The following is a 24,903-nucleotide window of genomic DNA, read 5'->3' as shown; positions in this document are numbered from 1 at the left end:
GATGAGCATGGCCGTGGTCGGCATGATCGCCGGCATGGCGCTCGGATTCGCCGGGTACTTCGGCGGGTTCGGGGCGTTTCTGCTGGTGGCCGCCCTGGGGGCACTCGGGTTCGTGGTGGGCCGCTTCCTCGACGGGGACCTCGATCCGGGGGAGTTCTTCCGGACGCGGGACCGGGACGGGCGGCGGCGGTGACGCTTCCGGCGGGTGAGCGCGGCGCGACCCGGATCGCGGACCGCGTGGTGGCGAAGATCGCTTCACAGGCGGCCCGGGAGGCGCTGCACGGCGCCGTGGCGCGGGGATCCGCCGTTGCCGGCGGGGCCGGTGCCGGGCCCCCGTACGCCGACGTCACCGTGCACGACGACATCGTCCGGGTGCGCGTGGCCGTCGAACTCGGCTACCCCTCGGACATCGGGGCGCAGTGCGGGGCGGTGCGGCGGCGGATCGCCGAACGGGTGAAGGCCCTGGCGGGGATGGACGTGCCGGAGGTGGCCGTCACCGTGGAGCGGCTGCATTCCGTGCACACGGTGTCGGCGGGGCGGGAGCGGGTGCGGTGAGTGAGGTTCCGGGTTCTGCGCCGGGTGCTGTGCCGGGGTCCGTTCCTGAGCCTGTGCCTGAGCCCGTTCCGGAGTCCGTTCCTGACTCCGTTCCGGGAACCGCCCGGCGGTTCTGGGCCGTGCGGCGGGTGCCCGCCTTCCTGGTGGCCGCGGTGGTCCTGGGGGCTGCCGGGCTGTTGCTGTACGACGTCGCCGCCGTTCGCGCGCACCGGCCCGCGATGGGGTGGCGGCGGCGACTGGCCCACGAGCTCGCCACCCGGCCCCTCGGGGACGGGTGGGTCGTGGGGGGTGCCGTCATCGCCGTGGTGGTGGGGGCGTGGCTCGTTCTCCTCGCCGTCACGCCCGGCCTGCGGTCCGTGCTGCCCATGCGGCCCGACCGCGCCGACCTCCGCGCCGGCATCGACCGGCGGGCCGCGGCCCTCGTCCTGCGGGACCGGGCCATGGAGGTGGCCGGCGTGCAGTCCGTACGGGTCAAGGTCGGGCGGCATCGCGTGAAGGTGCGCGCGCAGTCCCACTTCCGGGACCTCGGCGACGTGCGGGCCGACGTCGAGGGCGTGATGGCCGAAGGGGTGCGCAAGCTGGGGCTCGCGCGGGAGCCCGGGGTGTCGGTGCGGGTCGGCCGGCCGGCGAAGAAGTGAGGGGCGGTGTGTGGTGCTGAGGGGTGTCAACCGGGTGCTGGTGGGCGCGGCCGGCGTCGTGCTCGTGGGGCTCGGGGCGGCCGTCCTCGTCGGCGCGCTCGATCTCCAGCGGCGGTGGGGCGTCACCCTGCCGTCGGCCTGGCCGTTCGACGGGCCGCGGGACGTGCTGCTGAGCCGGGCGGCGCGGACGAAGTGGCGGGACGAGGGCTGGTGGTGGCCCGCGGTCATCGCCGGGCTCGGCGTCGTGGTGCTGCTGGCGCTGTGGTGGCTGCTGGCACAGGTGCGGCGGCGCCGGCTGCGCGAGCTCGTCGTGGACTGCGGGGACGGCGAGGAGGCCGTGCTGCGGGGGAGAGCCCTGGAGGAGGCGGTGTGCGCCGAGGCCGAGGCGCAGGAAGGCGTGGAGCGGGCGCTGGTCGCGCTGCTGGGGCGGCGGACGGCGCCGGAGGCGCGGGTGGGGCTGACGCTGGCGCCGCACGCGTCACCGGCGGTGGCGCTGTCGCAACTGGACGGTGAGGCGCTGGAGCACGCGCGGGTGTCGGCGGGGGTGGGCCGGTTGCCGGTGGAGGTACGGGTACGGGCGGTTCGCCACCGGGCGGAGCGGGTGGGGTGACGGGCAGGCCCCGGGGGACGGGGAGGCCCCGGCCCCTCCCGTCACCCCCGGCCGCCGGTCTCAGAATCCGTGGTGCGCCCCGCCGTCCACCGGCAGCATCACCCCCGTGAGGTAGGAGGCCGCCGGGGAGAGGAGGAAGGCCGCCGTCTTGCCGAACTCCTGCGGGGTGCCGTAGCGGCCCAGGGGGATCTGTGCCGCGTGGTGTCGCCGTGTGCTCCGGGGGTCGTCCGAGAGCGCGTCCAGTTCTCTGACCCTGTCCGTGTCGATGCGGTGGGGCAGGAGGCCTATGACGCGGATGCCCCGCGGGCCCAGTTCCGTGGAGAGGGACTTCGCGAAGCCCGCCAGGCCCGGCCGGAGCGCGTTGGAGATGGTCAGGCCGGGGATCGGCTCGTGGACGGACGCCGAGAGGACGAAGCCGATCACGCCCCCTTCGGAGAGTTCGGCCGCGGCGGTGCGGGCCATGCGGATGGCGCCCAGGAAGATCGTGTCGATGGCCCGCTGCCACTGGTCGTCGCTGACGTCCGCCGCGGTCCCCGCGGGCGGTCCGCCCACGCTGATGAGGATGCCGTCGAAGCCGCCGAAGTGATCGCGGGCCGCGGCGATCACGCGGTCCGGGGTGGCGGGGTCGGCGTTGTCGGCCGCCACGCCGAGGGCGTTGGGGCCCAGGGCCGTCGCGGCGGAGCGGGCGGATTCCTCGGTGCGGCCGGTGACCACGGCCTTGGCGCCGTCGGCGATGAGTTCCTGGGCGGTGGCGTTGCCCAGGCCCCGGGTGGCCCCTGTGAGGACGTACGTACGGTCTTTCAGTCCTAGATCCATAGGGGTCAGTCTTGCGGAGAGAAGAGGGTGAGGGCGGCGTTGACCAGGCCGATGTGACTGAACGCCTGGGGGTGGTTGCCCAGGTGGCGCAGGGCGTCGGGGTCGTACTCCTCGGCCAGCAGGCCGACGTCGTTGCGGAGGGAGAGGAGCCGTTCGAAGAGGGTGCGGGCCTCTTCGGTGCGGCCGGTCCGGTGCAGGGCCTCGGCCAGCCAGAAGGAGCAGGCCAGGAAGGCGCCCTCGTTGCCGGGCACGCCGTCCATGGGCTTGGCGTCGGTGGTGTAGCGGCGGAGGAGCCCGCCGTGGGACAGCTCGCGGCGGACCGCGTCGACGGTGCCGGTGACGCGGGGGTCGCCGGGCGGGAGGAAACCGACGCGGGGGATGAGGAGCGTGGCGGCGTCGAGCTCGCGGGAGCCGTAGGACTGGGTGAAGGTGTTGCGCTCGGCGTCGAAGCCCCGTTCGCAGACCTCGCGGTGGACCTCGTCCCGCATGGCGCGCCAGCCGTCGAGGTCGCCGGGCAGGTCCGGCTCGGCTTCGAGGGCGCGGACGGCGCGGTCGGCGGCGACCCAGGCCATGACCTTGGAGTGGACGAAGTGGCGGCGGGGGCTGCGGATCTCCCAGATGCCTTCGTCGGGCTCGCGCCAGTGGTCCTTGATGTACTCCATCAGGCAGCGCTGGAGCTTCCACTCGTGGGGCTTGGCGGGCAGGCCCCAGCGGCGGCAGAGGTGGAGGGAGTCCATGACCTCGCCGTAGACGTCGAGCTGGAGCTGTTTGACGGCGCCGTTGCCGACGCGGACGGGGGTGGAGCGCTCGTAGCCCGCGAGCCAGGGCAGCTCGGTCTCGGTCAGCCGGCGCTCGCCGGCGAGGCCGTACATGACCTGGAGGTCGGCGGGGTCGCCGGCGGCGGCGCGCAGGAGCCAGGCGCGCCAGGCGGCGGCCTCGTCGCCGTAGCCGGCGGAGAGGAGGGCGCCGAGGGTGAGGGTGGAGTCGCGCAGCCAGCAGTAGCGGTAGTCCCAGTTGCGGACGCCGCCGATCTCCTCGGGGAGGGAGGTGGTGCAGGCGGCGGCGATGCCTCCGGTGGGGGCGTAGGTGAGGGCCTTGAGGGTGATGAGGGAACGGACGACGGCTTCGCGGTGGGGGCCGTCGTAAGTGCAGCGGCCGGCCCACTCGCGCCAGTCCGCAAGGCTGTGGCGGAGGGCTTCGTGGGGGTCGACGAGGGCGGGGCGGGGCTGGTGGGAGGGGTGCCAGGTGAGGACGAAGGCGACCTGGTCGCCCGCGGAGACGGTGAACTCGGAGCGGGTGCTGAAGTCGTGGCCGTAGGTCTTGACCGGGGGCTCGCTGCGCAGCCAGGCGGAGTCCGGCCCGGCGACGGCGACGCGGTGGCCGTCGGAGCGCCTTATCCACGGGACGACGCTGCCGTAGTCGAAGCGCAGGCGGAGGACGCCGAGCATGGGGACGGTGCCGGAGACGCCCTCGACGATGCGGACGACGTCGGGGGCGCGGTCGCGCTGCGGCATGAAGTCGGTGACCTTGACGGTGCCGTCGGCCGTCTCCCAGACGGTTTCGAGGACGAGGGAGTCCGGGAGGTAGGTGCGGCGGGTGCAGGGGGTGCCGGGTTCGGTGGCGGCGGGGGCCAGGCGCCAGTGGCCGTTGTCCTCGTCGCCGACGAGGGCGGCGAAGCAGGCGGCGGAGTCGAAGCGGGGCAGGCAGAGCCAGTCGACCGAGCCGTCGCGGCCGACCAGGGCGGCGGTCTGGAGATCGCCGATAAGCGCGTAGTCCTCGATGCGTGCTGCCACGCGGAGCGTCTTCCCGCGAGGCGGGAAGGCTACTCGGGGGTGGCGGCTGTACGGGCTACGTCCGGTTGCGCGACGGGAGCGGGGGAGGCGGTTCCGGCGGCGCGGTCGCGGCGCTCGCGGCGGACGAGGATGATCCAGCCGACGGGCACGAAGGCGGCGAAGAGCCACCACTGGACGGCATAGGCCATGTGGGGGCCGATGCTGTCGTGGTCGGGGGCCGCCACCGGCTCGGGGCCCTTGGTGCCGGGGTCCGGGTCGGTGAGCTCGATATAGCCGCCGAGGACGGGGCGGTGCAGGAACTGCGCCTGACGCTCGCTGTTGATGCGCATGACCTGACGGGGCGGCAGGCCGCGGGTGTCCTTGATGCCGCTGGAGTCGGTCTCGTCGGCGCGCAGCCGGCCGGTGACGGTGACCTTGCCGGAGGGCGGTGCGGGGACCTCGGGGAACTTCGTCAGATCGCCGGTGGAGGGGATCCAGCCGCGGTTGACGAGGACGGCCCGCCCGTCGGCGAGGACGAGGGGGCTCAGGACCATGTAGCCGGACTTGCCGTCGGCGTCGGTCCGCAGCCGGACGACGACCTCGCCCTTGGTGTCGAAGGTGCCGCTCGCGGTGACCCGGCGCCAGACGTCGTCGGAGACGTCCTTGCCGGGCGCGGACAGCTCGGTCACCGGCACGGGGTCGGCGGCGAGGCTGCGGGCGACGAAGTCGTTGCGCGCGACCCGGTGCTCGTGGCGGTGGAACTGCCAGAAGCCCAGTTTGATCATCACGGGGATGAGGACGAGCCCCACGAGGGTGAGGATCACCCACTGCCGGGACAACAGGAAGCGGTACACGCATTTGACGGTACCTGGCCCGGTTCGCCCCGGGTGCAGTGGGTGGGCCCCCGTCTCCCGTCAGGAGGCGGAGGCGGGCACCACGTGGGAGAGCAGCTGGACGAAGGCGGCCTCGTCGATCACCGGGGTGCCGAAGGATCGGGCCTTGGCGGTCTTGGTCGTGGGGGAGTCCGGGTCGTTCGTGACCAGCACGCTGGTGAGCCGGGAGATGCTCGTCGCGACGTGCAGCCCCGCCTCGATCGCACGGTCCTCCAGCAGCTCGCGGTCGATGGAGGTGTCGCCGGAGAAGGCCACCCGCATGCCCTGAATGAGCTGTTCGCCCTCTTTGTACCGCCCGGGGTTGGGGTACGGGCAGGCCGGCCGCTTACGGCTCGGCCGCCAGGAGGTGGGGGCGCCGTACGAGCGCTGGTGCCCGATATGCGAGGAAGTGCTGGGTTTTGTCGGCCCGTCGGACCACTCCGTGAGCGGCTGGCAGGCGAGCAGCGGCAGCCGCAGGTTGGCCTCGGCGGCGAGGCGCAGGCTCGGCCGGAAGGCCTCGGCGAGCACGCGGGCGTCGTCGAGCGCGTGGTGGGCGCGCTCCTGCACGACGCCGTAGTGGGCGGCGAGCGACTCCAGCTTGTGATTGGGCAGCGGAAGCCGCAGCTCCTTGGAGAGCGCGATCGTGCACAGCCGCTGCCGGACGGGAGCGGTCACCCGGGCGCGGGCGTACTCGCGGGCGATCATCGACCAGTCGAAGGCGGCGTTGTGCGCGACGAGGACGCGGCCTTCGAGACGCTTCGCGAACTCGTCCGCGATCTCGGGGAAGAGCGGGGCGGAGGAGAGCACGGAGGTCGTCAGCCCGTGGATCCACACGGGGCCGGGGTCGCGCTCGGGGTTGACGAGCGTGTACCAGTGGTCTTCGACCTCGCCGCGGGCGTCCAGCTGGTAGACCGCCGCGGACACTATCCGGTCGTCCCGGGCGAGCCCGGTGGTCTCCACGTCGACGACCGCGTACCCCTCGGGGTACGCGGCCGGCCACGGAGTCGGAGCAGCGGCTGCGGTCTGGTCTTCGAGCATGGTCACAGAGAATACGGGGGCGGACTGACAGTGACGGGGCCGGGCGGTCACTCGATGACGAGGCGCTCGGGTGGGAAGAGGTCCGCGCCGCGGACGGGGGTGCCGTTCCGGACCGTGATGGTGAGGCGTTCGAGAGGGGCCAGCGGGGTCAGGTCGACGGGCTCTGTTTCTGCCGCGTGGCAGGCGCTCAGGGTGAGCGCGGTGAGGGCCCGCATCTCGGCCAGAGGAGCGAGGCTTTCGCTCAGGGTGCAGCCCAGCAGCGTCAGCTCCCGCACCCCTTGGTGGTGGACGAGGGTTTGCAGGTCGAGCGCGGGGTGCAGATGCAGATGCAAGTCCGTCAGGGATGGGGGCGTCTTCTGCTGGGCGAGTGCGGCGGCCTGTGCACCACCCGTGATCCCCAGCCGGGAGAGCCCGGGCCACTGGCCGAGGTCGTCAAGGGTGATCGAGCGAGCATCACTGAAGAGAGTGAGGCCGGTGAGCTGCGGGCCGACAGGAATCTCCGCTGTCCTTCGGACGGGGCGGCAGCCGAGGTAGAGGCGACGCAGTGCAGTGTGCCCGGCGAGCGGTCCGAGGGACAGGCCGTCCATCAGGCCGCCCAGACTGAGTGACTCCACCTCGGTCGTGGTGAGCGGAGACAGGCTCTTGACCGTCGGGCACTCGACGAGGCCGAGGTGCTTCAGCTGCCTGCAGTGGATGAGCGGAGTGAGGTCGGTCAGCTCGTGGTTGCCGATGAGTTCCAGTGACTCCAGATGCTCGTGCCGGGTGATCTCCCCGGTGAGCCGGTGATTTCCCTTGGCGGTCACGTGCCGGACCCGGGGAAGCCGGGGGAGGGCCCGGATCTGCTCCGCCGACTCCAGCCATACATAGAGGCGCTCCACAGGGGCCTCGGCGAGTACGGCATCGACGAATTCCTGCGTGCCGAACGCACTCCAACACCGTGAGAGCTCCATCTGAACCGGTGAACGGTCGTCCTTGCGGAAGCGCGAAAGCACCGCCAGTGCCCCGTCCCCGCCGATCAGCCTGGCCGTCCGCACCGTCGCCCGCGCGCTCTCCACGTCCAGCTCCTCCGGCCCCTGGAGCAACTCGATCACCAGCTCGCCGGCCTTGGCCAGTGCCTCGGCGTCCTCGGCGTCGCGCGGCGGCAGCAGCGCCTTCGTCCGTGCCTCGATGCCGGCCCGGACCTCGGGATCCAGCTCAGGCGCGTGTTCCAGGCACGCGGCCATCAGCAGCGTCAGCCTGTGCCGGTGACTCTTCACCCGGTCCGCGCGCCGCATGAGCTGCCGCAGCAGCCGCGCCCGCTCCTCCGGCCGGGCGTGCCCGACCGCCATCCGGACGACGTCCTCCCACTGGTCGTCGTGCGCCTTGCTCACCAGCAGGCCGAAGTCCCGCGCTTCGACGGCCGCCCTGGCCCCCAGGTAGTCCTGGAAGGTCCGGTGGACGAAGTCCATCGACCCCGGCACCGGTTCACGCAGCAGCCCGCTGCGGATCAGCAGGTGGGTGAAGACCTGCCGGGCGTCCCCCTGCGCCCGCACCTGCGGCATCGCGGCCAGCCACTCCTCGATCATCTCCGTGGCGTCCGCGCACGCCGTGACCGTCTGCCCGTTTCGGATCAGCCAGTACGCGAGCCGTTGCAGCAGCAGCGTCTGCTCGTCGCGCGTGAGGTCGACGCCTTCCACGGCCGTGATGTCGCGCTCGTTGTCCCGCCGGACGAGCAGCATGTCGAGCGCCGCGTCGTACAACTCCTTCCGCGCCCGCGGCAGGTGCATCCGCCGGTCACGGTTCAGCGCGCACAGCAGCGCGCACATCAAAGGATTCGTGGCCAGCCGCCCGAGCTCCCGCCGCGTGGCCACCGCCTGTTGCAGGGACTCCTCGAAGGCCCCCTCCGCGCCCGCCGCCCGGTGCCAGTGGGTGATGAACCGGCGGATGTCCTCGCGGTCCATCGGCTGGAGCGCGTACGAGGTGAAGCCCTGGCCGTCCAGCCAGTCCTCCGGGACCGCCGACGGCCGCGTCGTCACGACGTAACGCGCCTTCGGGAAGGCTGTCAGCAGCGACTGGAGCCATTCCCGCGTGCGCCGCCGCCGGTCGGCCGGGACTTCGTCCACGCCGTCGATCAGCACCAGTGCCCAGCCGCTGGTGAGAAGCCCTTCCACCCAGCCCGCCGGCGCCAGACCGGCCAGGGGGTTTCCCGTCGCGCTCAGGAACTCCCCCGGCATCGGCAGCGCGCCCCGCTGCGTGAGCGTCCGCAGCCGCAGCACGAACGGCACGCAGCAGTTCCACTCGAAGTGATCCGGGTCGAACGTCCGCCGCGCCGCATTCGTGGCCAGCCACTGCACGAGCGTGCTCTTTCCCGACCCCGCGGGCCCCCGCAGCAGCATCCGCTCACAGCTCGCCAGCGCCTGCTCGGTGGAGACCGTGGAGACCGACGCCTGCGCGTGGTGCGGCGAGGCGTCGGCGGCCCGGCGGGCCTCTTCCCCGCCCGTCACCTTGAGGGAGATGTATGCCGTGCTCAGCGCCCACTCCCGCTCCGCGCACCCCAGGGTCAGCCCGAAGAGCTCCACGCGCCCGTACGTCGCGGCGATGTACTCCCGATACCGCTCGTCGAACTCCGCGCCGCCCGGTACTGCGTCCATCCGGTCGAGCAACTCGGCCAGCCTCCGCTGCGACTCCCCCGACCGCCGCACCAGCTCCACATCCGCTCGCGCCGCGAACGTCGGCAGTGACGTCGCGTACTCCACCACATGAAGGCACACGGCACCCAGCAACTCCTGGAACGCCGCCTCACCCGCCTCCCCGAGCCCCGCCCGCCCCACGATGCCCGGGCACCGCGCGAGCAGCTCCGTACGTAATCGCCCGGGGTCGAGGTCGGCGGCGAAGAGCGCGCGCTGGTCGAGCGCGCCCACCGCCGCGAACACCTCGCACACCGCATCGGCCGCCGCCCGCCACTCGTTCTCCGGCAGCCGCTCCCACGGCCCCTTCCGGAGCTCCGACAGCCGCCGCACCAGCCGCGAGGTCTCCTCTTCCCCGAGCGCGCCGTGGCGCCGTCGCCCCCACCCCACCGGTGATGCCGCCTTCGCCGCGAGCCCCGCCCCCGGGCTCCTGGCCAGCACCGACTTGGCGAGCGCTCCCGCCACCGCCCCCGCCACCCGCGCGAGGACCGCTTCCCCTGCCACCACCCCGTGCTCCCTCTCCCCGAACCTTCGGTAACACAATTCGATACCGAAGGGTAACTACCCCTGGCGGAACGCCTGATGACGCGCCTATCGTGCGCCCATGCCGCACCTTCCCGATGTCGTGCTGTGGTCCATACCCGCCTTCCTCCTGCTCACCGCACTGGAGTTGGTGAGCTACCGGCTGCGCCCCGCCGAGGAGACGGGCGACGCGGGCTACGCGACCAAGGACGCGGCGACCAGCATCGGAATGGGCGCCGGCAGCCTCGTCTTCGACGCGCTGTGGAAGATTCCGATCGTCGCCGTCTACACCGCCCTCTACGAGCTCACGCCGCTGCGCGTCCCCGTGCTGTGGTGGACGCTCCCGCTGATGCTGCTCGTGCAGGACTTCTTCTACTACTGGTCGCACCGCGGGCACCACGTCATCAGGATCCTGTGGGCCTGTCACGTGGTGCACCACTCCAGCCGGAAGTTCAACCTCACCACTGCTCTGCGCCAGCCGTGGACGACGCTGACCGTGTGGCCGTTCTACCTGCCGATGATCGCCGCGGGCGTGCACCCGGCCGCGCTGGCCTTCTGCTCGTCGGCCAACCTCGTCTACCAGTTCTGGGTGCACACCGAGCGGGTCGGGAAGCTGCCCCGGCCGTTCGAGTACGTCCTGAACACGGCCTCCCACCACCGCGTCCACCACGCCTCCCAGGGCGGCTACCTGGACCGCAACTACGGCGGGATCCTCATCGTCTGGGACCGGATGTTCGGCTCCTTCGTGGCCGAGGGCGAGAAGCCGGTGTACGGGCTGACCAAGAACATCGACACGTACAACCCGCTGCGCGTCGCCACCCACGAGTACGCCGCGATCGCCCGCGACCTGCGTGCCGCGCGTGACTGGCGGGAGCGGCTGGGGAGGGTGTTCCGCGGGCCGGGCTGGCAGCCGGCGCCCCGGCAGGACGCGCCCGCCACGACCACCGAGGCCGTTCCCGCGCGCGAGCACGCCGCGTGAGCCCTTTCCCCGCGCGAGCACGCCGAGCACGCCATGTGGACCCCTTCCCCGCGCGAGCACGCCGCGTGAGGTCCCCCCGCGGCCTCCCCCTCCTCCCCGTCCTCTTCGGCGCCGTCGCCCTCGCTCACCTCGGCGCCCTGCTGGCGGGGTCCTCCGTCGCGCTCGTCACCAAGCCCGCCCTGATGCCCCTGCTCGCGGCGTACGTCCTCACGCGCGGCGGGCCCCGGCTGCTCGCCGCGGCGCTGCTGTTCGGATGCGGTGGCGACACGCTCCTGCAGCTCGGCGGGGACCTGCCGTTCCTGCTCGGCATGGCGTCGTTCGCCGCCGGGCACGGCTGCTACCTCGTGCTGTGCTCGCGGCACGGCAGCCCCGGCGGCGCCCGCACCCGCCGGCTGGCCGCCGGCTACGGGGCGGCCTGGCTCGTCACCGTCGCGCTGCTGTGGCCCGGCCTGGAGGCCGGGCTGCGGGTGCCCGTCGCGCTCTACAGCCTGCTGCTCGTCACGATGGCGCTGTGCGCGACCCGCACGCTGCCGCTCGCCGCGGCGGGCGGGGCCCTGTTCGTCGTGTCGGACACCCTGATCGCCACCGGCGTCGCTGGCTGGCCCCAGGCGCCCGCCGCCCAGTTCTGGGTGATGCTCACCTACATCGGCGCGCAGCTCCTGCTCGCCGAGGGGCTCCTGCGCAGCGCGAAAGCGGAAGGGGCCGGGCTCCCGCCCGGCCCCTCATCCGGTGACCGCGAGCGTCAGCGCACCGCGTCCAGGGCGTCGACGATGCCGAAGCCGTAGAAGCCGTTGACGGGCTTCGTGCCGGTGCAGACGGCGTCCACCTTGCCGTCGCCGTCACCGTCGTACGGGGCCGTCGGGCAGCCGGGGTTGTCGGCCTGCGCCTTGAGGAGCCACTGGATCTCCTGCGGGGACGACTTGGGGTGCGCGCTCTTCAGCAGCGCCGCCACGCCGGCCACGTGCGGACCCGCCATCGACGTGCCCTGCAGGAAGCCCCAGTCGCCGCCGGGCAGCGTGGAGAGGATGCGGCCGTCCTTCCCGGGCAGGTCCGGGACCTGGAACTTGTCGCCGCCGGGGGCCGCCACGTCGATCTGGCCCAGGCCGTAGTTGGAGTAGTACGACTTCTGGCCCTTCGCGCCGGTCGCGGAGACGGTGACCACGCCGGGCAGCTGCGCCGGGACGTCGAGGCAGACGGACGGGTCGATCTTGCGCTTCTCCGCCGGGCGGCCCTTGTCGTTCGGGCTGGTGTCGTCGGTGATCTCCTTGGCGGCCAGGTCGAAGTTGGAGTTGCCGGCCGAGGCCACGTTGACCGTGCCCTTGTCCTGGGCGTACTTCGCCGCGCGGGAGACCGACTCGCCTATCGCCTTCTGGTCGGGGTCGTCGGCGCAGTTGAACATCCACGGGTCGACGTAGTAGCTGTTGTTCGTCACCGCTATGTCGTGCTCGGCGGCGAAGACGAAGGCGCAGACCACGCTCTCCGCGTAGAACAGGCTGTCCTTGTTGGAGACCTTGAGCGCCGAGATCTTGACGTTCGGGGCGACGCCCGCGATGCCGACGCCGTTGCGGGCCGCGGCTATCGTCCCGGCCACGTGCGTGCCGTGGTAGTCCTTGAGCGGGTTGTACGGGCGCCAGGCGCCGGGCGTGGTGTCGGGCTTGCCGCTGACGCAGCTCGCCGACTGGGTCCGGGAGAAGTTCGGGGCGAGGTCAGGGTGGGTGTCGTCCACGCCCGTGTCGATGACGCCGACGGTGACCTTGCGGCTGCCCGGGTTGACCTTCGCGGCCTGGTCCGCCTTGATGGCGGGCAGGTCCCACTGCAGGCCCTCCAGGGGCTCGGCGCCGCCGGTGGACTGCCGGGCCGCCGCCGCGGCGCTCGCCTTGGGCAGCTTCACCTTCTCGGGCTTGCCGACGTCGGTGGTGGCGGCCGGGACGATCGGCGCCGTGCGGGTGGCGCCCGCGGACTGCACGCCGGGGACCGCGCGCAGCTTCTTGGCGAAGTCCGGGTTCTTGGAGTGGGCGACGATCACGCCTATTTGCTCGTAGGCGGTCACGACGCTGCCGCCCGAGGCGGCGACGGCCTTCTTCACCGCGGCGACGGTGGCGCGGTCGGCGGAGGTGTTCACCACGTACGACAGCAGGGGGCCGTCCGTGGCGGCCTGCTTCGCCTTGGGCGCGGCCTGCGGCGCGGCGGCGGCCACCCCCGGCAGGAGGCCGAGCGAGGCGGTGAGGGCGAGGCCGACGGGAACGGCGAGCAGCGCGTGCCGTCTTGAACGCAGAGGAGCCATGGGTTCTCCACATCATCCGAAAACCGCCGGAGCGCGGGCCGCGCGCGGGCGGGTACATGACGAGTGAAGCTAGCGCCGATCATGGCACCGGGCAATGCATTCCGGAACAAACGCCCTGACAGTCATCGTCGGGCACCAAATGTCCCTGCGGCAGCGGTAATTCGGAAGGGGAGCGTCCGACTCCGAGGGGAGGGATCGGAAGGCTCGTAGCGGGGCCTCGGCCGGTCTTCGGCCGGAACGGGGTCCTCGGCCGGTCCTCGGCCGGAGCGGGGCCCTCGGCCGGAGCGCGGAGTCAGGGAGCGAGGTCGCTGTCCCGCAGCGCGTCGATGCTCAGCGGCGGCAGCGGCACCCGGGGCCCGTACCAGCGGCCCGCCCTCGGGAGGGGCACGGACCTGCCGGTCGGCACCGCCGCTATGGGCGCCGTCAACCTGACGATCCCGAACGGTCGCCGACCGGGGGACGGCGGGGGAGGAGGAGGCGCATCGCTCACACCAGGGTCAACGAGGCCGCGGGCGGGCGGTGTCGCCCCGGCCCCCGGCCGCTGCCGAATTCCGGGTCTCCCCCCTGTCGCATACTGCGACCTGCCTCTACGATGCGTGATCCGGATCACAAGCCATCGGCTCGCGCCTCACACCCCCCTTGTCAGGAGAGACCGTGGACACCGCACCAATCACCACTGAGGGGCCGGACGAGCCCGACGGCCCGGACGTCACCGCAACCGCCGCAACCGCCGCAACCACCGCGCCCACCGGCGCGGCCGATCGTTTCCGCGAGGTGCAGTCGAGCGCCGAGTTCGGCGAACTCCGCCGCACGCAGCGCTCGTTCGCCTTCCCGCTCACCCTTGCCTTCGTCTCCTGGTACCTGCTGTACGTCCTGCTCTCCAACTACGCGGGCGACTTCATGGGCAGCACCGTCCTGGGCAACATCAACGTCGCCTTCGTCCTCGGTCTCGCCCAGTTCCTCACCACCTTCCTGATCGCCTGGTGGTACTCGCGGCACGCGGCGGCGAAGCTCGACCCGAAGGCCGAGGCCCTCCGGGCCCGCCTGGAAGCGGGGGAGTGACCGCCATGACCAGCGTCCCCAGCGCCCTGCACACCGGGATCCCGCTCGCGGCCGGCGCCGCGAGCGAGCACCGCACCCTGATCATCACGCTCTTCTCCGTCTTCGTCGCCGCCACCCTCGCCATCACCGTCTGGGCCGGCCGGCAGACCAAGGACGCCACCGACTTCTACGCCGGCGGCCGCTCCTTCACCGGCTTCCAGAACGGCCTCGCCATCTCCGGCGACTACATGTCCGCCGCGTCCTTCCTGGGCATCGCGGGCGCCATCGCCCTCTACGGATACGACGGCTTCCTCTACTCCATCGGCTTCCTCGTCGCCTGGCTGGTGGCCCTGCTGCTCGTCGCCGAGCCGCTGCGCAACTCCGGCCGCTTCACCATGGCCGACGCCCTCGCGTACCGGCTCAAGCAGCGGCCCGTCCGGACCGCCGCCGGCACCTCGACGATCGTCGTCTCGATCTTCTACCTGCTCGCGCAGATGATCGGCGCGGGCGCCCTCGTGGCCCTGCTGCTCGGCGCCTCGGGCGAGGGCTCGCGGCGGTGGATCATCGGACTCGTCGGCCTGGTGATGGTCCTCTACGTGACCATCGGCGGCATGAAGGGCACCACGTGGGTGCAGATCGTCAAGGCGGTCCTGCTCATCCTCGGCACCCTGCTGATCACCGTCCTCGTGCTCAACAAGGTGGGCTGGAACGTCTCCACCCTGCTCGGGCGCGCCGCCGAGGAGAGCGGCAAGGGCAAGGCCTTCCTCGAACCGGGCCTGCAGTACGGCAAGGACGGCACCACCAAGCTCAACTTCATCTCGCTCGGCCTCGCCCTCGTCCTGGGCACGGCCGGCCTGCCGCACATCCTCATCCGCTTCTACACCGTGCCCACCGCCAAGGCCGCCCGCAAGTCCGTGAACTGGGCCATCGGCATCATCGGCGCCTTCTACCTGATGACCATCGCGCTGGGCTTCGGCGCCGCCGCCCTCGTCGGCTCCAAGTCGATCACCGCCTCCGACCCCTCCGGCAACACCGCCGCTCCGCTGCTCGCCCAGGAGGTCGGCGGCGGCGCCGGCTCCACCGGCGGCGCCGTCCTCCTCGCCGTGATCTCCGCGGTCGCCTTCGCCACGATCCTCGCCGTCGTCGCCGGCCTCACCCTCGCCTCCTCGGCCTCGTTCGCCCACGACCTGTGGGCCAACGTCATCCGCAAGGGGAAGACCAGCGAGAAGGAAGAGGTGCTCACCGCGAAGTGCGCCGCCGTCGTCATCGGCGCCGTCGCCATCGCCCTGAGCATCTTCGCCCACCGGCTCAACGCCGCCGCCGTCGTGGCCCTCGCCTTCGCCGTCGCGGCCTCCGCCAACCTCCCGACCATCCTCTACAGCCTCTTCTGGAAGCGCTTCACCACCCGGGGCGCCCTGTGGTCGATCTACGGCGGGCTGATCTCGTCCGTCGGCCTGGTGATCTTCTCCCCGGTGGTCTCCGGCAGCGAGAAGGCCCTGTTCCCCGGCATGAGCTTCGACTACTTCCCGCTCGGCAACCCCGGCCTGGTCTCCATCCCGCTCGGCTTCCTGCTGGGCTGGATCGGCTCGCTGCTGTCCGAGCCGGAGCCGGACGCGGACGCCAAGTACGCCGAGCTCGAAGTCCGCTCCCTCACGGGACACGGCGCGCACTGAGGCTCTCCCCCGGACCTCGCCAGGAGGTCTCGTAGCGAACAGAGGCCCCGTAGCGAACCCAGGAGGTCCCGCAGGAACCCAGGAGTTCCCGCAGCGAACGCCGGACGGGCTGAGACCAGCCCGTCCGGCGTTCGCGTACCCGGGCCCGGGGCGGAGCCCCGAAACCCCCCGCGCCCCGGGCCATCGCGTACGCTGCGCACAGCGAATGAACGTTCACGTCCGCCGGGAGGGGCCGCAGCGTGCTCATCGACACCTACGGTCGCGTCGCCACCGACCTGCGCGTCTCCCTGACCGACCGCTGCAACCTCCGCTGCACCTACTGCATGCCCGAAGAGGGCCTCCAGTGGCTCGCCAAGCCCGACCTGCTCACCGACGACGAGATCGTCCGCCTCGTCGGCATCGCCGTCACCCGGCTCGGCATCACCGAGGTCCGCTTCACCGGCGGCGAGCCCCTGCTGCGCCCCGGCCTCGTCTCCCTCGTCGAGCGCTGCGCCGCCCTCCGGCCGCGTCCCCGGATATCCCTCACCACCAACGGCATCGGCCTCGCGCGCACCGCCCCGGCCCTCGCGGCCGCCGGTCTCGACCGCGTCAACGTCTCCCTCGACACGCTGCGGCCCGACGTCTTCCAGCGGCTGACCCGCCGCAAGCGCCACCAGGACGTCCTCGACGGCCTCGCCGCGGCCCGTACCGCCGGCCTCACACCCGTCAAGATCAACGCCGTCCTGATGTCCGGCATCAACGACGACGAGGCCCCCGGCCTGCTGGCCTGGGCCCTCGACCACGGCTACGAACTGCGCTTCATCGAGCAGATGCCCCTCGACGCCCAGCACGGGTGGCGCCGCGACGGCATGATCACCGCGGCGGACATCCTCGCGAGCCTGCGCACCCGCTTCACCCTCACCCCCGAGGACGCCGGCGAACGCGGCGCCGCCCCCGCCGAACGCTGGCTCGTCGACGGCGGGCCCGGCCGGGTCGGCGTCATCGCCTCCGTCACCCGCCCCTTCTGCGGCGCCTGCGACCGCACCCGGCTCACCGCCGACGGGCAGATACGCAACTGCCTCTTCGCCCGTGAGGAGTCCGACCTGCGGGCCGCGCTGCGCTCCGGCGCCACGGACGAGGAGCTCGCCGAGCGCTGGAAGCGGGCGATGCACGGCAAGAAGGCGGGCTCGGGCCTGGACGACCCGGCCTTCCTGCAGCCGCAGCGGCCGATGTCGGCGATCGGCGGCTGAGCCCGGACACCCGCGGGGCCGCTTTGCCCTACAGGGCCGTTTCGCCCTACGGGGCCGCTTCGCTCTACGGGCGCGGTGAGGCCTCCCACTCCTGCAGCGTCACCACGTCCTTCAGGAAGCCCCGCAGCCCGAGGAAGTTGGACAGGTGCTCGCGGTGCTCGTCGCACGCGAGCCACGTCTTGCGGCGGTCCGGCGTGTGCAGCTTGGGGTTGTTCCACGCCAGCACCCAGACGGCGGGGGCACGGCAGCCCTTGGCGGAACAGATCACGGCGTCATCGGGGGAAGTCACACCCCAGACTCTACGAACCGCGTGCAGACACGGCGACGCCGGGCAGCCACGGGGGGAGCCGCCCGGCGTCGGTCTGTCGCTCCGACGGGGGATGCGGAGCGCTTAGGAAGTACGTCACGGGGTGCCCGGCGTGCGGCACTGAAACCACATGATTGATCTGAGGTTTTCTTGAGCTTTGCGGCGCGCGCCCTCGCCCGCCGCGCCCCCACGGCGTATCAGCCGTGGTCACGCCCTTGATCGCCCTCGGAGCCGCGGCCGGCTTCCGGGACGGATTCCGCCATCTCCTCACCGGGACCCGGCATCAGCACCGGCCGTGTCGGCGCCGGGACGAACGTGCCGGGCAGCGAAGGGGCGTTCTCCCGCCCCGCATTGGCGATCACGACCGCCACGTACGGCAGCGCGGCACCCAGGATCAGCGTGCCGATCGCCACAAAGCGCTCGACGTTCCACAGCACCACGGTGAGCACCACCGACAGGGTGCGGATCGCCATCGAGATGACGTAGCGGCGCTGGCGGCCGCGCACGTCCTCGGCCAGGCCCTGACGGGCACCGGTGATCCTGAAGACCGCCGCCCCGCCCTGCTTCCGCATCACGTTCCACCACCTGATCCGCCGCGCCCGCGCGCCCTCGCCGGGACACCCTCCACGTTACGCCGCGTGGCCGCCGGGTACGAGGGCGGGTCCCCCCGCGTCCCCGTTCCCACCTGCGGCTGCGTAGGGCATGCCCCTATGGCGGCGGACGGACCGCTCCGGCGTGCGCCGTACGGACGACGGCCCCAGAATGGCGGGGCACGGCACATCGCGCCGCTGAGGAGGCGACATGAGCTGGTTGTGGGCCATCATCGTCGGACTTGTCCTGGGCCTGATCGCCAAGGCCATCCTGCCGGGCAAACAGCAGGTCCCCCTCTGGCTGACGATCATCCTGGGCATGATCGGCAGCCTGCTCGGCAACTGGGCGGCCACGGGGCTCGGCATCAACGAGACCAAGGGCATCGACTGGGGCAGGCACCTGCTGCAGCTGGCCGGCGCCGTTCTCGTCGTCGGCATCGGCGACCGGCTGTGGGTCGCGGTCCGCGGCGGAAACAAGAGCGGCGGCAGACACGCGGCGTGACGGGCGGGGGCCACGGGCCGCGACGACGCCGGAGGGACCACGCGCCGTGACGACGCCCGGGGGACCGCGCGCCGTAATGGCGCCCGGGGAACCACGCCCGTAATGGCGCCCGGGGAACCACGCCCGTAATGACGCCCGGGGAACCACGCCCGTAACGGCGCCGGGGCGGCCCGCACGCTTCTCGCGCGCGGACCGCCCCGGACCGGAGTGCAGTGGACCGTGGATCCCCTACCGCAGCTCGGCGATCTTCCGGCCGGCCTTGAGGTAGACCTTCCCGGCTCCCGCTCCGGCGCCGGCGACCTTGGAGACCGTCTCCGTCACGACCTCGCCCAGCGGGCGGATCGCGTCGGCCTCGGCCAGCACGACGGCCTCCTGGCCGCCGTCCGTCTCGACCACGAGCCGCAGACCGTTCTGCTTGGCGACCCGGCGGGCCGCCGAAGCGGACGGCTGGAAGCCCAGGACCTGGCTGAGCACCGCCGTCGCCGGCGAGTCGCCGTGCTCGGCCAGCTCCACCACGGGCGTCTCCACGTCGGAGAAGCTCTTCTTGGAGAACTGCGCGACGAACCCGGCCCGGGCCGCCATCGCCGCCTCGATCCCGTACAGCGCCGCCACGACCTCACCCGCGAGGATCTTCTTGAGGTCCATCGGGTGCAGCGAGCGCTCCTCGACCCGGGACAGCGCGAGGGCGATCTCCTCGTCCGTCCACTCGGTCCACGCCTTCAGGTACGGCTCCATCAGCCGGTCCGGCACCGACATGATCTTGCCGAAGACGTCGTCGGCGGGCGCGGTCAGGCCCACGTAGTTGCCCTTGGACTTGGACATCTTCGCGCCCGTGCCGTCCGTGCCCTCGATCAGCGGCATGGTGACGACGAGCTGCGGCGTCTGACCCTTCAGCTCCATGAGCTTGCGGCCCATCTGCAGGTTCAGCAGCTGGTCGGCGCCGCCGAGCTCCACGTCGCAGTCGAGCGCGACCGAGTCCAGGCCCTGGGCGATCGGGTACAGCAGCTCCGACATCGTCAGGCCCGAGCCCGCCGCCAGGCGGCTGCGGAAGTCCTCGCGCTGCAGCAGCTGCGAGACCGGCACCTGCGACAGCAGCCCGAGCAGCTCCGGGAAGGTGTACGGGGCCAGCCACTCGCTGTTCTGCCGGAAACTGACCTTCTCGAAGTCGAAGAACGGGCGCACCTGCTCGCGGTAGCCCGCGAGGTTCTTCGCGATGTCCTCGTCGGTCAGCGGCGGGCGCTCGGCCGTGCGGCCCGTCGGGTCGCCGATCTTGGCCGTGAAGTCACCGATGAGGAGGGTGACGTCGTGGCCCATGCGCTGGAAGCGGCTGAGAATGATCACCGGCACGGCGTGGCCCAGGTGGACGTCGGCCGCCGTCGGGTCGATGCCCAGCTTGAGCTTCAGGCCCTTGCCCTCCGCGCGCCGCTTCTCGATACGCTCGGCCAGCTTGTCGACGCCCGGCAGCACCTCGACGGTGCGGGCGGCGATCAGCTCGGCCTGCTCCCTCGCCGACAGATCCGTCAGATCGAGATAGCGCCGCGAGCCCGTCTCCTGCAGCAGTCGCTGGACGGTCTGGTCGGAGGAGAGGTCCTGCGCGAGGAGCTCGCCGGCGCGGGCGACGGATTCGCCGAGGCGTGTCATGACATTCCTGGGGAGAACGGAGACGGGTGGACGCGGACCAGTCTATTCGGACCGGCACCGCGCCCCCGCGGTCAGACCCCCCGCGGTCACACCCCCGCCGTCACACGCCCCGGCTGACCGAACTCATGTTGAAGTCCGGCACGCGCAAGGCGGGCGCCGCCGCCCGGGTGAAGTAGTCGCCCCACTCGCGCGGCAGCGTCGGCTCGGTGCGGCCCGCCTCGGTGACGCGCGACAGCAGCGACACCGGGGACTCGTTGAAGCGGAAGTTGTTGACCTCGCCGACGACCTCGCCGTTCTCCACGAGATAGACGCCGTCCCGGGTCAGCCCCGTCAGCAGCAGCGACGCCGGGTCGACCTCGCGGATGTACCACAGCGACGTCAGCAGCAGACCGCGCTCGGTGGCCGCGACCATCTCTTCCATCGAGCGCGTGCCGCCCGCGTCCAGGATCAGGTTGTCCACGCCCGGGGTGACCGGCAGGTCCGTGAGCCCGGCCGTGTGCCGCGTGGTGACCAGGTGCTCCAGCACGCCGTCGCGGATCCAGTCCACCGGGCCCAGCGGCAGGCCGTTGTCGAAGACCGACGCGTCGTCCCCCGAGGAGGCCGTGAGCACGAACGGCGCGCACTCCAGGCCCGCCGCCCGCGGATCGCTGCGCAGCGTCAGCGGCAGCGGGGACAGCTTCTCCCCGACGCGGGTGCCGCCGCCGGTCTTCGAGAAGACCGTCCGGCCCTCGGCGGCGTCCCGCGCCGCGGCCGACCACAGCTGGTAGACGAGCAGGTCCGCCACGGCCGTCGGCGGCAGCAGCGTCTCGTACCGCCCGGCCGGCAACTCGATCTTCCGCTCGGCCCACGCGAGACGCCGCGCCAGCTCGGAGTCCAGCGCCTGCGGGTCGACGTCGGTGAAGTCCCGCGTGGACCGGCCCGCCCACGCCGAGCGCACGCCGTCCGGCGACTTGGCGTTGAGCTCCAGCGTGCCGGTCGGCTGGTCGTGGCGCAGCCGCAGTCCGGCGGACGTGCCCAAGTAGTGCGACGACACCTCGTGGCGCGCGAAGCCGTACAGCTCGCGGCCCGCGGCACGCGCCCCGGCGAAGGACTCGCCGAGCGCGGGCGCGAACACGTCGAAGACGGAGGAGGAGGTCTCGGCGGGCGCGGCCGTGAAGTCGGGGGAGTGCGGCACGCCCGTCACCAGCGGCTGGGCGTCCTCGGCCGGGCCGGCCTCCCGCGCGGCGGCCTCGGCGGCCCGCACCAGCGGTTCCAGCTCCCCGGCCGTCACCGCCGAGCGCGACACGACACCCGAGGCGGTGCCCTCGGCGCCGTCGACGGTGGCGATCACCGTGACCGTACGGCCGCGGGTGACGCCATTGGTCGTCAGGGCGTTGCGCGCCCAGCGGAGATTGGCCGTGGACTGCTCGCTGGCGATCACCATGCAGCCGTCGGCGCGGGACAGCTCCAGAGCGCGCTCGACGATCTCGTGCGGCTGGTTACGACGGCTCACTGTCCGGCCTCCTCAGTGGTGTTCAGGCTGTGCTTTCCCGGGAGACGCCCCCCGGCCCCCCGGCCGGTTGCGTGGCGACCGCTCACTGACCCGCCTCCTCAGTGGTGTTAAGGATGTTGACGCCCTCGAAGAGCGCCGTGGGGCAGCCGTGGGAGACGGCCGCGACCTGACCCGGCTGCGCCTTGCCGCAGTTGAACGCCCCGCCCAGGACGTACGTCTGCGGCCCGCCGACGGCCGTCATCGAACCCCAGAAGTCGGTGGTCGTGGCCTGGTACGCCACGTCGCGCAACTGCCCCGCCAGCCGCCCGTTCCGGATCGCGTACGCCCGCTGCTGTGTGAACTGGAAGTTGTACCGCTGCATGTCGATCGACCACGAGCGGTCGCCGACCACGTAGATGCCGCGCTCCACGCCGGAGATCAGCTCCTCCGTCGAGGGGCCGTTCGCCGCCGGCTGCAGCGAGACGTTGGCCATGCGCTGGACCGGGACGTGGGAGGGGGAGTCGGCGAAGGCGCAGCCGTTGGACCGGTCGAAACCGGTGAGCTTCGCGATGCGCCGGTCCAGCTGGTAGCCCACCAGGACGCCGTCCTTGACGAGGTCCCAGGACTGGGCCTCGACGCCCTCGTCGTCGTAGCCGATGGTCGCCAGGCCGTGCTCCGCGGTCCGGTCGCCCGTCACGTTCATGAGCTCCGAGCCGTACTTCAGCTTGCCCAGCTGGTCGAAGGTCGCGAAGGACGTGCCCGCGTACGCCGCCTCGTAGCCCAGGGCGCGGTCCAGCTCGGTGGCGTGGCCGACCGACTCGTGGATGGTCAGCCACAGGTTGGAGGGATCGACCACCAGGTCGTACGAGCCGGCCTCGACGCTCGGCGCGCGCATCTTCTCGGCGAGCAGCTCCGGGATCTCCGCCAGCTCGGCGTCCCAGTCCCAGCCGGTGCCCGTCACGTACTCCCAGCCGCGGCCGGCCGGGGGCGCGAGGGTGCGCATCGCGTCGAAGCCGCCGGTGGCCGGGTCGACCGCGACCGCCGTCAGCTGCGGGTGCAGCCGCACCCGCTGCTGGGTGGTGGTCGTGCCCGCCGAGTCGGCGTAGAACTTGTTCTCCTGGACGGTCAGCAGGGAGGCGTCGGCGTGCGCCACCCCCTCCGCCGCCAGCAGCCGCGAGCTCCAGTCCGCGAGCAGCGCGCCCTTCTCCGCGTCCGGCACGTCGAAGGGGTTGACCTCGTAGGACGACACCCACGTCCGCTCGGCGTGCACCGGCTCCGCCGCCAGCTCCACCCGCTCGTCCGAGCCCGCCGCCGCGATCACCTTCGCCGACAGCCTCGCCATCGCGACGGCCTGCCCGGCCACCCGCGCCGCCGCGTCCATCGTCAGCTCGACGCCCGCCGCGAAGCCCCAGCTCCCGCCGTGCACCACCCGCACCGCGTACCCCAGGTCGGTGGTGTCCGAGGTGCCCGCCGGCCGGGCGTCCCGCAGCCGCCAGGACGCGCTGCGCACCCGCTCCAGGCGGAAGTCCGCGTGGTCGGCCCCCAGGGCGCGGGCGCGCGCGAGGGCCGCGTCGGCGAGTTGCCGCAGCGGCAGCGCGAGGAACGACTCGTCGATTTCATGTGGCACGGATGGCCTCCCCTAGGCGTGCGATGTCTCCCGAAGACGCAGTGAATCACGCCGCACCGTGCCCGAGGGCGCCCTTTTGCGCAGTTCAGGGGCGGGCTGGAAAGCGCTCCGGGAAGCGTCGCGCACGGGCCGCGCCGCTCGGCGCGGCCCCGTTTTCTGTAGGGACCCCACAGGGTCCGCCATGCGCTCCTGTTAGGGGCGGGCTGCGCGCCGTGCGCCGTGGCCCGATAGTTTTCGTACGGTACAGACGACCAATGGCAGCCAATGGCAGCTACACGTGAAGGAAGGGTGGTCCTTTGAGCCGCTCGGTTCTGGTCACCGGAGGAAACCGGGGCATCGGCCTCGCCATCGCCCGCGCCTTCGCGGAGGCGGGCGACAAGGTCGCCTTCACCTACCGCTCGGGTGAGCCGCCGGCCGCCCTCCTGGACCTGGGATGCCTCCCCGTCAAGTGCGACATCACCGACTCCGAGCAGGTCGAGCAGGCCTACAAGGAGATCGAGGAGAAGCAGGGCGCGGTCGAGGTGCTGGTGGCCAACGCCGGCGTCACCCGTGACCAGCTGCTGCTGCGGATGTCGGAGGAGGACTTCACCTCCGTCCTGGACACCAACCTCACCGGCACCTTCCGGGTCGTCAAGCGGGCTTCGAAGGGCATGCTGCGCGCCCGCAAGGGCCGCATCGTGCTGATCTCCTCCGTGGTGGGCCTGCTCGGCGCCGCGGGCCAGGCCAACTACGCCGCCTCCAAGGCCGGCCTGGTCGGCTTCGCCCGCTCGATCGCGCGTGAGCTGGGCTCCCGCAGCATCACCTGTAACGTCGTCGCCCCCGGCTTCGTCGACACCGACATGACCCGCGTGCTCACCGACGAGCAGCGCGAGGCCATCACCAAGCAGGTTCCGCTCGCGCGCTACGCGCAGCCCGAGGAGATCGCCGCCTCGGTCCGCTTCCTCGCCTCCGACGAGGCCGCATACATCACTGGAGCCGTCATTCCTGTCGACGGCGGATTGGGCATGGGTCACTGAACGACATGAGTGGAATCCTCGCAGGCAAGCGCATCCTGGTCACCGGCGTCCTCACTGAGGCGTCGATCGCCTTCCAGGCCGCGAAGGTCGCCCAGAACGAGGGCGCCGAGGTCATCCTGACCGGCTTCGGGCGACTCTCGCTCGTCGAGCGCATCGCCAAGCGGCTGCCCAAGCCGGCGCCGGTCATCGAGCTGGACGTCACCAACCAGGAGCACCTCGACGGGCTGGCCGGCAAGGTCCGCGAGCACCTCGGCGACGACGTGCCCCTCGACGGCATCGTGCACTCCATCGCCTTCGGCCCGCAGGGCGCCTTCAACTTCCTGGAGGGCACCTGGGAGGACGTCTCCACGGCCGTCCAGGTCTCGGCGTACTCCTACAAGTCGCTGACCATGGCGCTGCTGCCGCTGATGCGCGAGGGCGCCTCGGTCGTCGGCCTGACCTTCGACGCGCAGATCGCCTGGCCGAAGTACGACTGGATGGGCGTGGCCAAGGCCGCCCTGGAGTCGACCAACCGCTACCTGGCCCGCGACCTCGGCCCCAAGGGCATCCGCTGCAACCTGGTCTCCGCCGGCCCCCTCAAGTCGATGGCCGCCAAGTCCATCCCGGGCTTCGAGGAGCTCGCGGACGTGTGGAACCACCGCGCCCCCATCGGCTGGGACCTGACCGACCCGGAGCCGGCCGGCCGCGGCGTCGTCGGCCTGCTGTCGGACTTCTTCCCGCGCACCACGGGCGAGATCGTCCACGTGGACGGCGGCGTCCACATGATGGGCGCGTAAGCGCCCTGTAAGGGGCGCGGGGAACTGCGCGACCAGCCACGGACGATCCGCAGCCGACAACCGCACATCCGGCGAAGGCTCATTGCCCAGCCCGGGGGCGCCCCATGATGGACGCCCCCACCCCCGCGCGCACGCCCGGTGCCCGTTCCGTTAGCCCGGAACGGGCACCGGGCTTTTCCGGCTCGTGCGCCGGAGCCGGCCCCCGCACACTGAGGGGCGGAGGAGGTACGCGCATGAGGTCCCCGCTCCGCCGCACCACGGCCCTGCTGTTCGCGGCC

General features: G+C 72.3%; 23 protein-coding genes. 12 read left to right on the top strand and 11 right to left on the bottom strand.

What is annotated here, in order from left to right; all coding sequences use genetic code 11:
- Position 1: 1 nt before the first annotated feature.
- Genes B7P34_RS23015 through amaP form a run of 4 tightly spaced genes read left to right on the top strand, consistent with a single transcriptional unit; the run spans position 2 to position 1,803 of the window.
- A complete protein-coding gene (locus B7P34_RS23015; RefSeq protein ID WP_106679380.1) occupies positions 2–193 on the top strand; it encodes a hypothetical protein in 192 nt (63 codons plus the stop codon).
- Entirely contained in the window at positions 190–555 is a 366-nt protein-coding gene (locus tag B7P34_RS23010) for an Asp23/Gls24 family envelope stress response protein (RefSeq protein WP_106679359.1), read from the top strand. Before B7P34_RS23015 ends, B7P34_RS23010 begins: the two co-directional genes overlap by 4 nt.
- A gap of 53 nt (positions 556–608) precedes the next feature.
- On the top strand, positions 609–1,193 hold the full coding sequence (locus tag B7P34_RS23005; RefSeq protein WP_223268126.1) for a DUF6286 domain-containing protein: 585 nt from the start codon (positions 609–611) through the stop codon (positions 1,191–1,193).
- Positions 1,194–1,203: 10 nt separating this feature from the next.
- Entirely contained in the window at positions 1,204–1,803 is a 600-nt protein-coding gene (amaP, locus tag B7P34_RS23000) for an alkaline shock response membrane anchor protein AmaP (RefSeq protein ID WP_223268125.1), read from the top strand.
- Between the two features lie 60 nt (positions 1,804–1,863).
- On the opposite strand, the gene B7P34_RS22995 is transcribed toward amaP, so the two are convergent.
- Genes B7P34_RS22995 through B7P34_RS22975 form a run of 5 tightly spaced genes read right to left on the bottom strand, consistent with a single transcriptional unit; the run spans position 1,864 to position 9,474 of the window.
- Positions 1,864–2,619: an SDR family oxidoreductase gene (locus tag B7P34_RS22995; RefSeq protein WP_106679357.1), complete on the bottom strand. Its 756-nt coding sequence runs from the start codon at positions 2,617–2,619 to the stop codon at positions 1,864–1,866.
- 5 nt (positions 2,620–2,624) lie between these two features.
- Positions 2,625–4,412 carry a glycoside hydrolase family 15 protein gene (locus B7P34_RS22990; RefSeq protein WP_106679355.1) on the bottom strand — a complete coding sequence of 596 codons (1,788 nt, stop codon included), beginning with the start codon at positions 4,410–4,412 and terminating at the stop codon, positions 2,625–2,627.
- Positions 4,413–4,441: 29 nt separating this feature from the next.
- Entirely contained in the window at positions 4,442–5,245 is an 804-nt protein-coding gene (locus B7P34_RS22985; protein WP_106679354.1) for an SURF1 family cytochrome oxidase biogenesis protein, read from the bottom strand.
- A 60-nt stretch (positions 5,246–5,305) separates the two neighbouring features.
- Positions 5,306–6,301: a DEDDh family exonuclease gene (locus B7P34_RS22980; RefSeq protein WP_106679377.1), complete on the bottom strand. Its 996-nt coding sequence runs from the start codon at positions 6,299–6,301 to the stop codon at positions 5,306–5,308.
- A gap of 47 nt (positions 6,302–6,348) precedes the next feature.
- Positions 6,349–9,474, bottom strand: coding sequence for an NACHT domain-containing protein (locus B7P34_RS22975; RefSeq protein ID WP_223268124.1), 3,126 nt, complete (start codon positions 9,472–9,474; stop codon positions 6,349–6,351).
- A gap of 97 nt (positions 9,475–9,571) precedes the next feature.
- Here B7P34_RS22975 and B7P34_RS22970 point away from each other — a divergent pair, with 97 nt between their 5' ends.
- Positions 9,572–10,468 (top strand): sterol desaturase family protein, encoded by an 897-nt coding sequence (locus B7P34_RS22970; protein WP_106679352.1) that lies wholly within the window; start codon positions 9,572–9,574, stop codon positions 10,466–10,468.
- Positions 10,469–10,533: 65 nt separating this feature from the next.
- Positions 10,534–11,253, top strand: a complete 720-nt coding sequence (locus tag B7P34_RS22965) for a lysoplasmalogenase (protein WP_223268123.1) — start codon at positions 10,534–10,536, stop codon at positions 11,251–11,253.
- Here the strand turns inward: B7P34_RS22965 and B7P34_RS22960 are convergent.
- Entirely contained in the window at positions 11,211–12,752 is a 1,542-nt protein-coding gene (locus tag B7P34_RS22960; protein WP_106679348.1) for a S8 family peptidase, read from the bottom strand. The two genes, B7P34_RS22965 and B7P34_RS22960, sit on opposite strands and share 43 nt — an antisense overlap.
- A 654-nt stretch (positions 12,753–13,406) precedes the next feature.
- Here B7P34_RS22960 and B7P34_RS22950 point away from each other — a divergent pair.
- From B7P34_RS22950 to moaA, 3 genes are all read left to right on the top strand, one after another.
- Positions 13,407–13,814: a DUF485 domain-containing protein gene (locus tag B7P34_RS22950; RefSeq protein WP_435693979.1), complete on the top strand. Its 408-nt coding sequence runs from the start codon at positions 13,407–13,409 to the stop codon at positions 13,812–13,814.
- Between the two features lie 5 nt (positions 13,815–13,819).
- Entirely contained in the window at positions 13,820–15,466 is a 1,647-nt protein-coding gene (locus tag B7P34_RS22945) for a solute symporter family protein (RefSeq protein ID WP_106679371.1), read from the top strand.
- 239 nt (positions 15,467–15,705) lie between these two features.
- Complete coding sequence (moaA, locus tag B7P34_RS22940; RefSeq protein WP_106679346.1) at positions 15,706–16,695, top strand: GTP 3',8-cyclase MoaA; 990 nt, start codon at positions 15,706–15,708, stop codon at positions 16,693–16,695.
- 64 nt (positions 16,696–16,759) lie between these two features.
- Here moaA and B7P34_RS22935 read toward each other — a convergent pair whose 3' ends face one another.
- Together B7P34_RS22935 and B7P34_RS22930 are read right to left on the bottom strand one after the other, a co-directional pair.
- Positions 16,760–16,984: a hypothetical protein gene (locus B7P34_RS22935; RefSeq protein ID WP_106679345.1), complete on the bottom strand. Its 225-nt coding sequence runs from the start codon at positions 16,982–16,984 to the stop codon at positions 16,760–16,762.
- Between the two features lie 215 nt (positions 16,985–17,199).
- The gene (locus B7P34_RS22930; RefSeq protein WP_106679343.1) at positions 17,200–17,574 is read right to left on the bottom strand and encodes a DUF3099 domain-containing protein; all 375 of its coding nucleotides are present in this window, start codon (positions 17,572–17,574) and stop codon (positions 17,200–17,202) included.
- A 229-nt stretch (positions 17,575–17,803) separates the two neighbouring features.
- Between B7P34_RS22930 and B7P34_RS22925 the strand changes: the two genes are divergently transcribed.
- Complete coding sequence (locus B7P34_RS22925; protein WP_106679342.1) at positions 17,804–18,094, top strand: GlsB/YeaQ/YmgE family stress response membrane protein; 291 nt, start codon at positions 17,804–17,806, stop codon at positions 18,092–18,094.
- A 228-nt stretch (positions 18,095–18,322) separates the two neighbouring features.
- Here the strand turns inward: B7P34_RS22925 and tyrS are convergent, their stop codons facing one another.
- The 3 genes from tyrS to B7P34_RS22910 form a co-directional block, all read right to left on the bottom strand.
- Complete coding sequence (tyrS, locus tag B7P34_RS22920) at positions 18,323–19,735, bottom strand: tyrosine--tRNA ligase (RefSeq protein WP_106679340.1); 1,413 nt, start codon at positions 19,733–19,735, stop codon at positions 18,323–18,325.
- Between the two features lie 100 nt (positions 19,736–19,835).
- A complete protein-coding gene (locus B7P34_RS22915; RefSeq protein ID WP_106679338.1) occupies positions 19,836–21,227 on the bottom strand; it encodes a metallopeptidase TldD-related protein in 1,392 nt (463 codons plus the stop codon).
- Positions 21,228–21,309: 82 nt separating this feature from the next.
- A complete protein-coding gene (locus B7P34_RS22910) occupies positions 21,310–22,833 on the bottom strand; it encodes a TldD/PmbA family protein (protein ID WP_106679336.1) in 1,524 nt (507 codons plus the stop codon).
- A 296-nt stretch (positions 22,834–23,129) separates the two neighbouring features.
- Here B7P34_RS22910 and fabG point away from each other — a divergent pair, with 296 nt between their 5' ends.
- Positions 23,130–23,849 carry a 3-oxoacyl-[acyl-carrier-protein] reductase gene (gene fabG / locus B7P34_RS22905; RefSeq protein ID WP_106679334.1) on the top strand — a complete coding sequence of 240 codons (720 nt, stop codon included), beginning with the start codon at positions 23,130–23,132 and terminating at the stop codon, positions 23,847–23,849.
- A gap of 5 nt (positions 23,850–23,854) precedes the next feature.
- The gene (gene fabI / locus B7P34_RS22900; protein ID WP_106679333.1) at positions 23,855–24,625 is read left to right on the top strand and encodes an enoyl-ACP reductase FabI; all 771 of its coding nucleotides are present in this window, start codon (positions 23,855–23,857) and stop codon (positions 24,623–24,625) included.
- Positions 24,626–24,903 lie beyond the last annotated feature (278 nt).

Origin of the sequence: Streptosporangium nondiastaticum, from assembly GCF_003011965.1 — a bacterium.
Lineage (GTDB): Bacteria > Actinomycetota > Actinomycetes > Streptomycetales > Streptomycetaceae > Streptomyces > Streptomyces nondiastaticus.
Note: the sequence above shows the minus strand (reverse complement) of the source record. Positions and strands in the feature narration are given on the sequence as shown.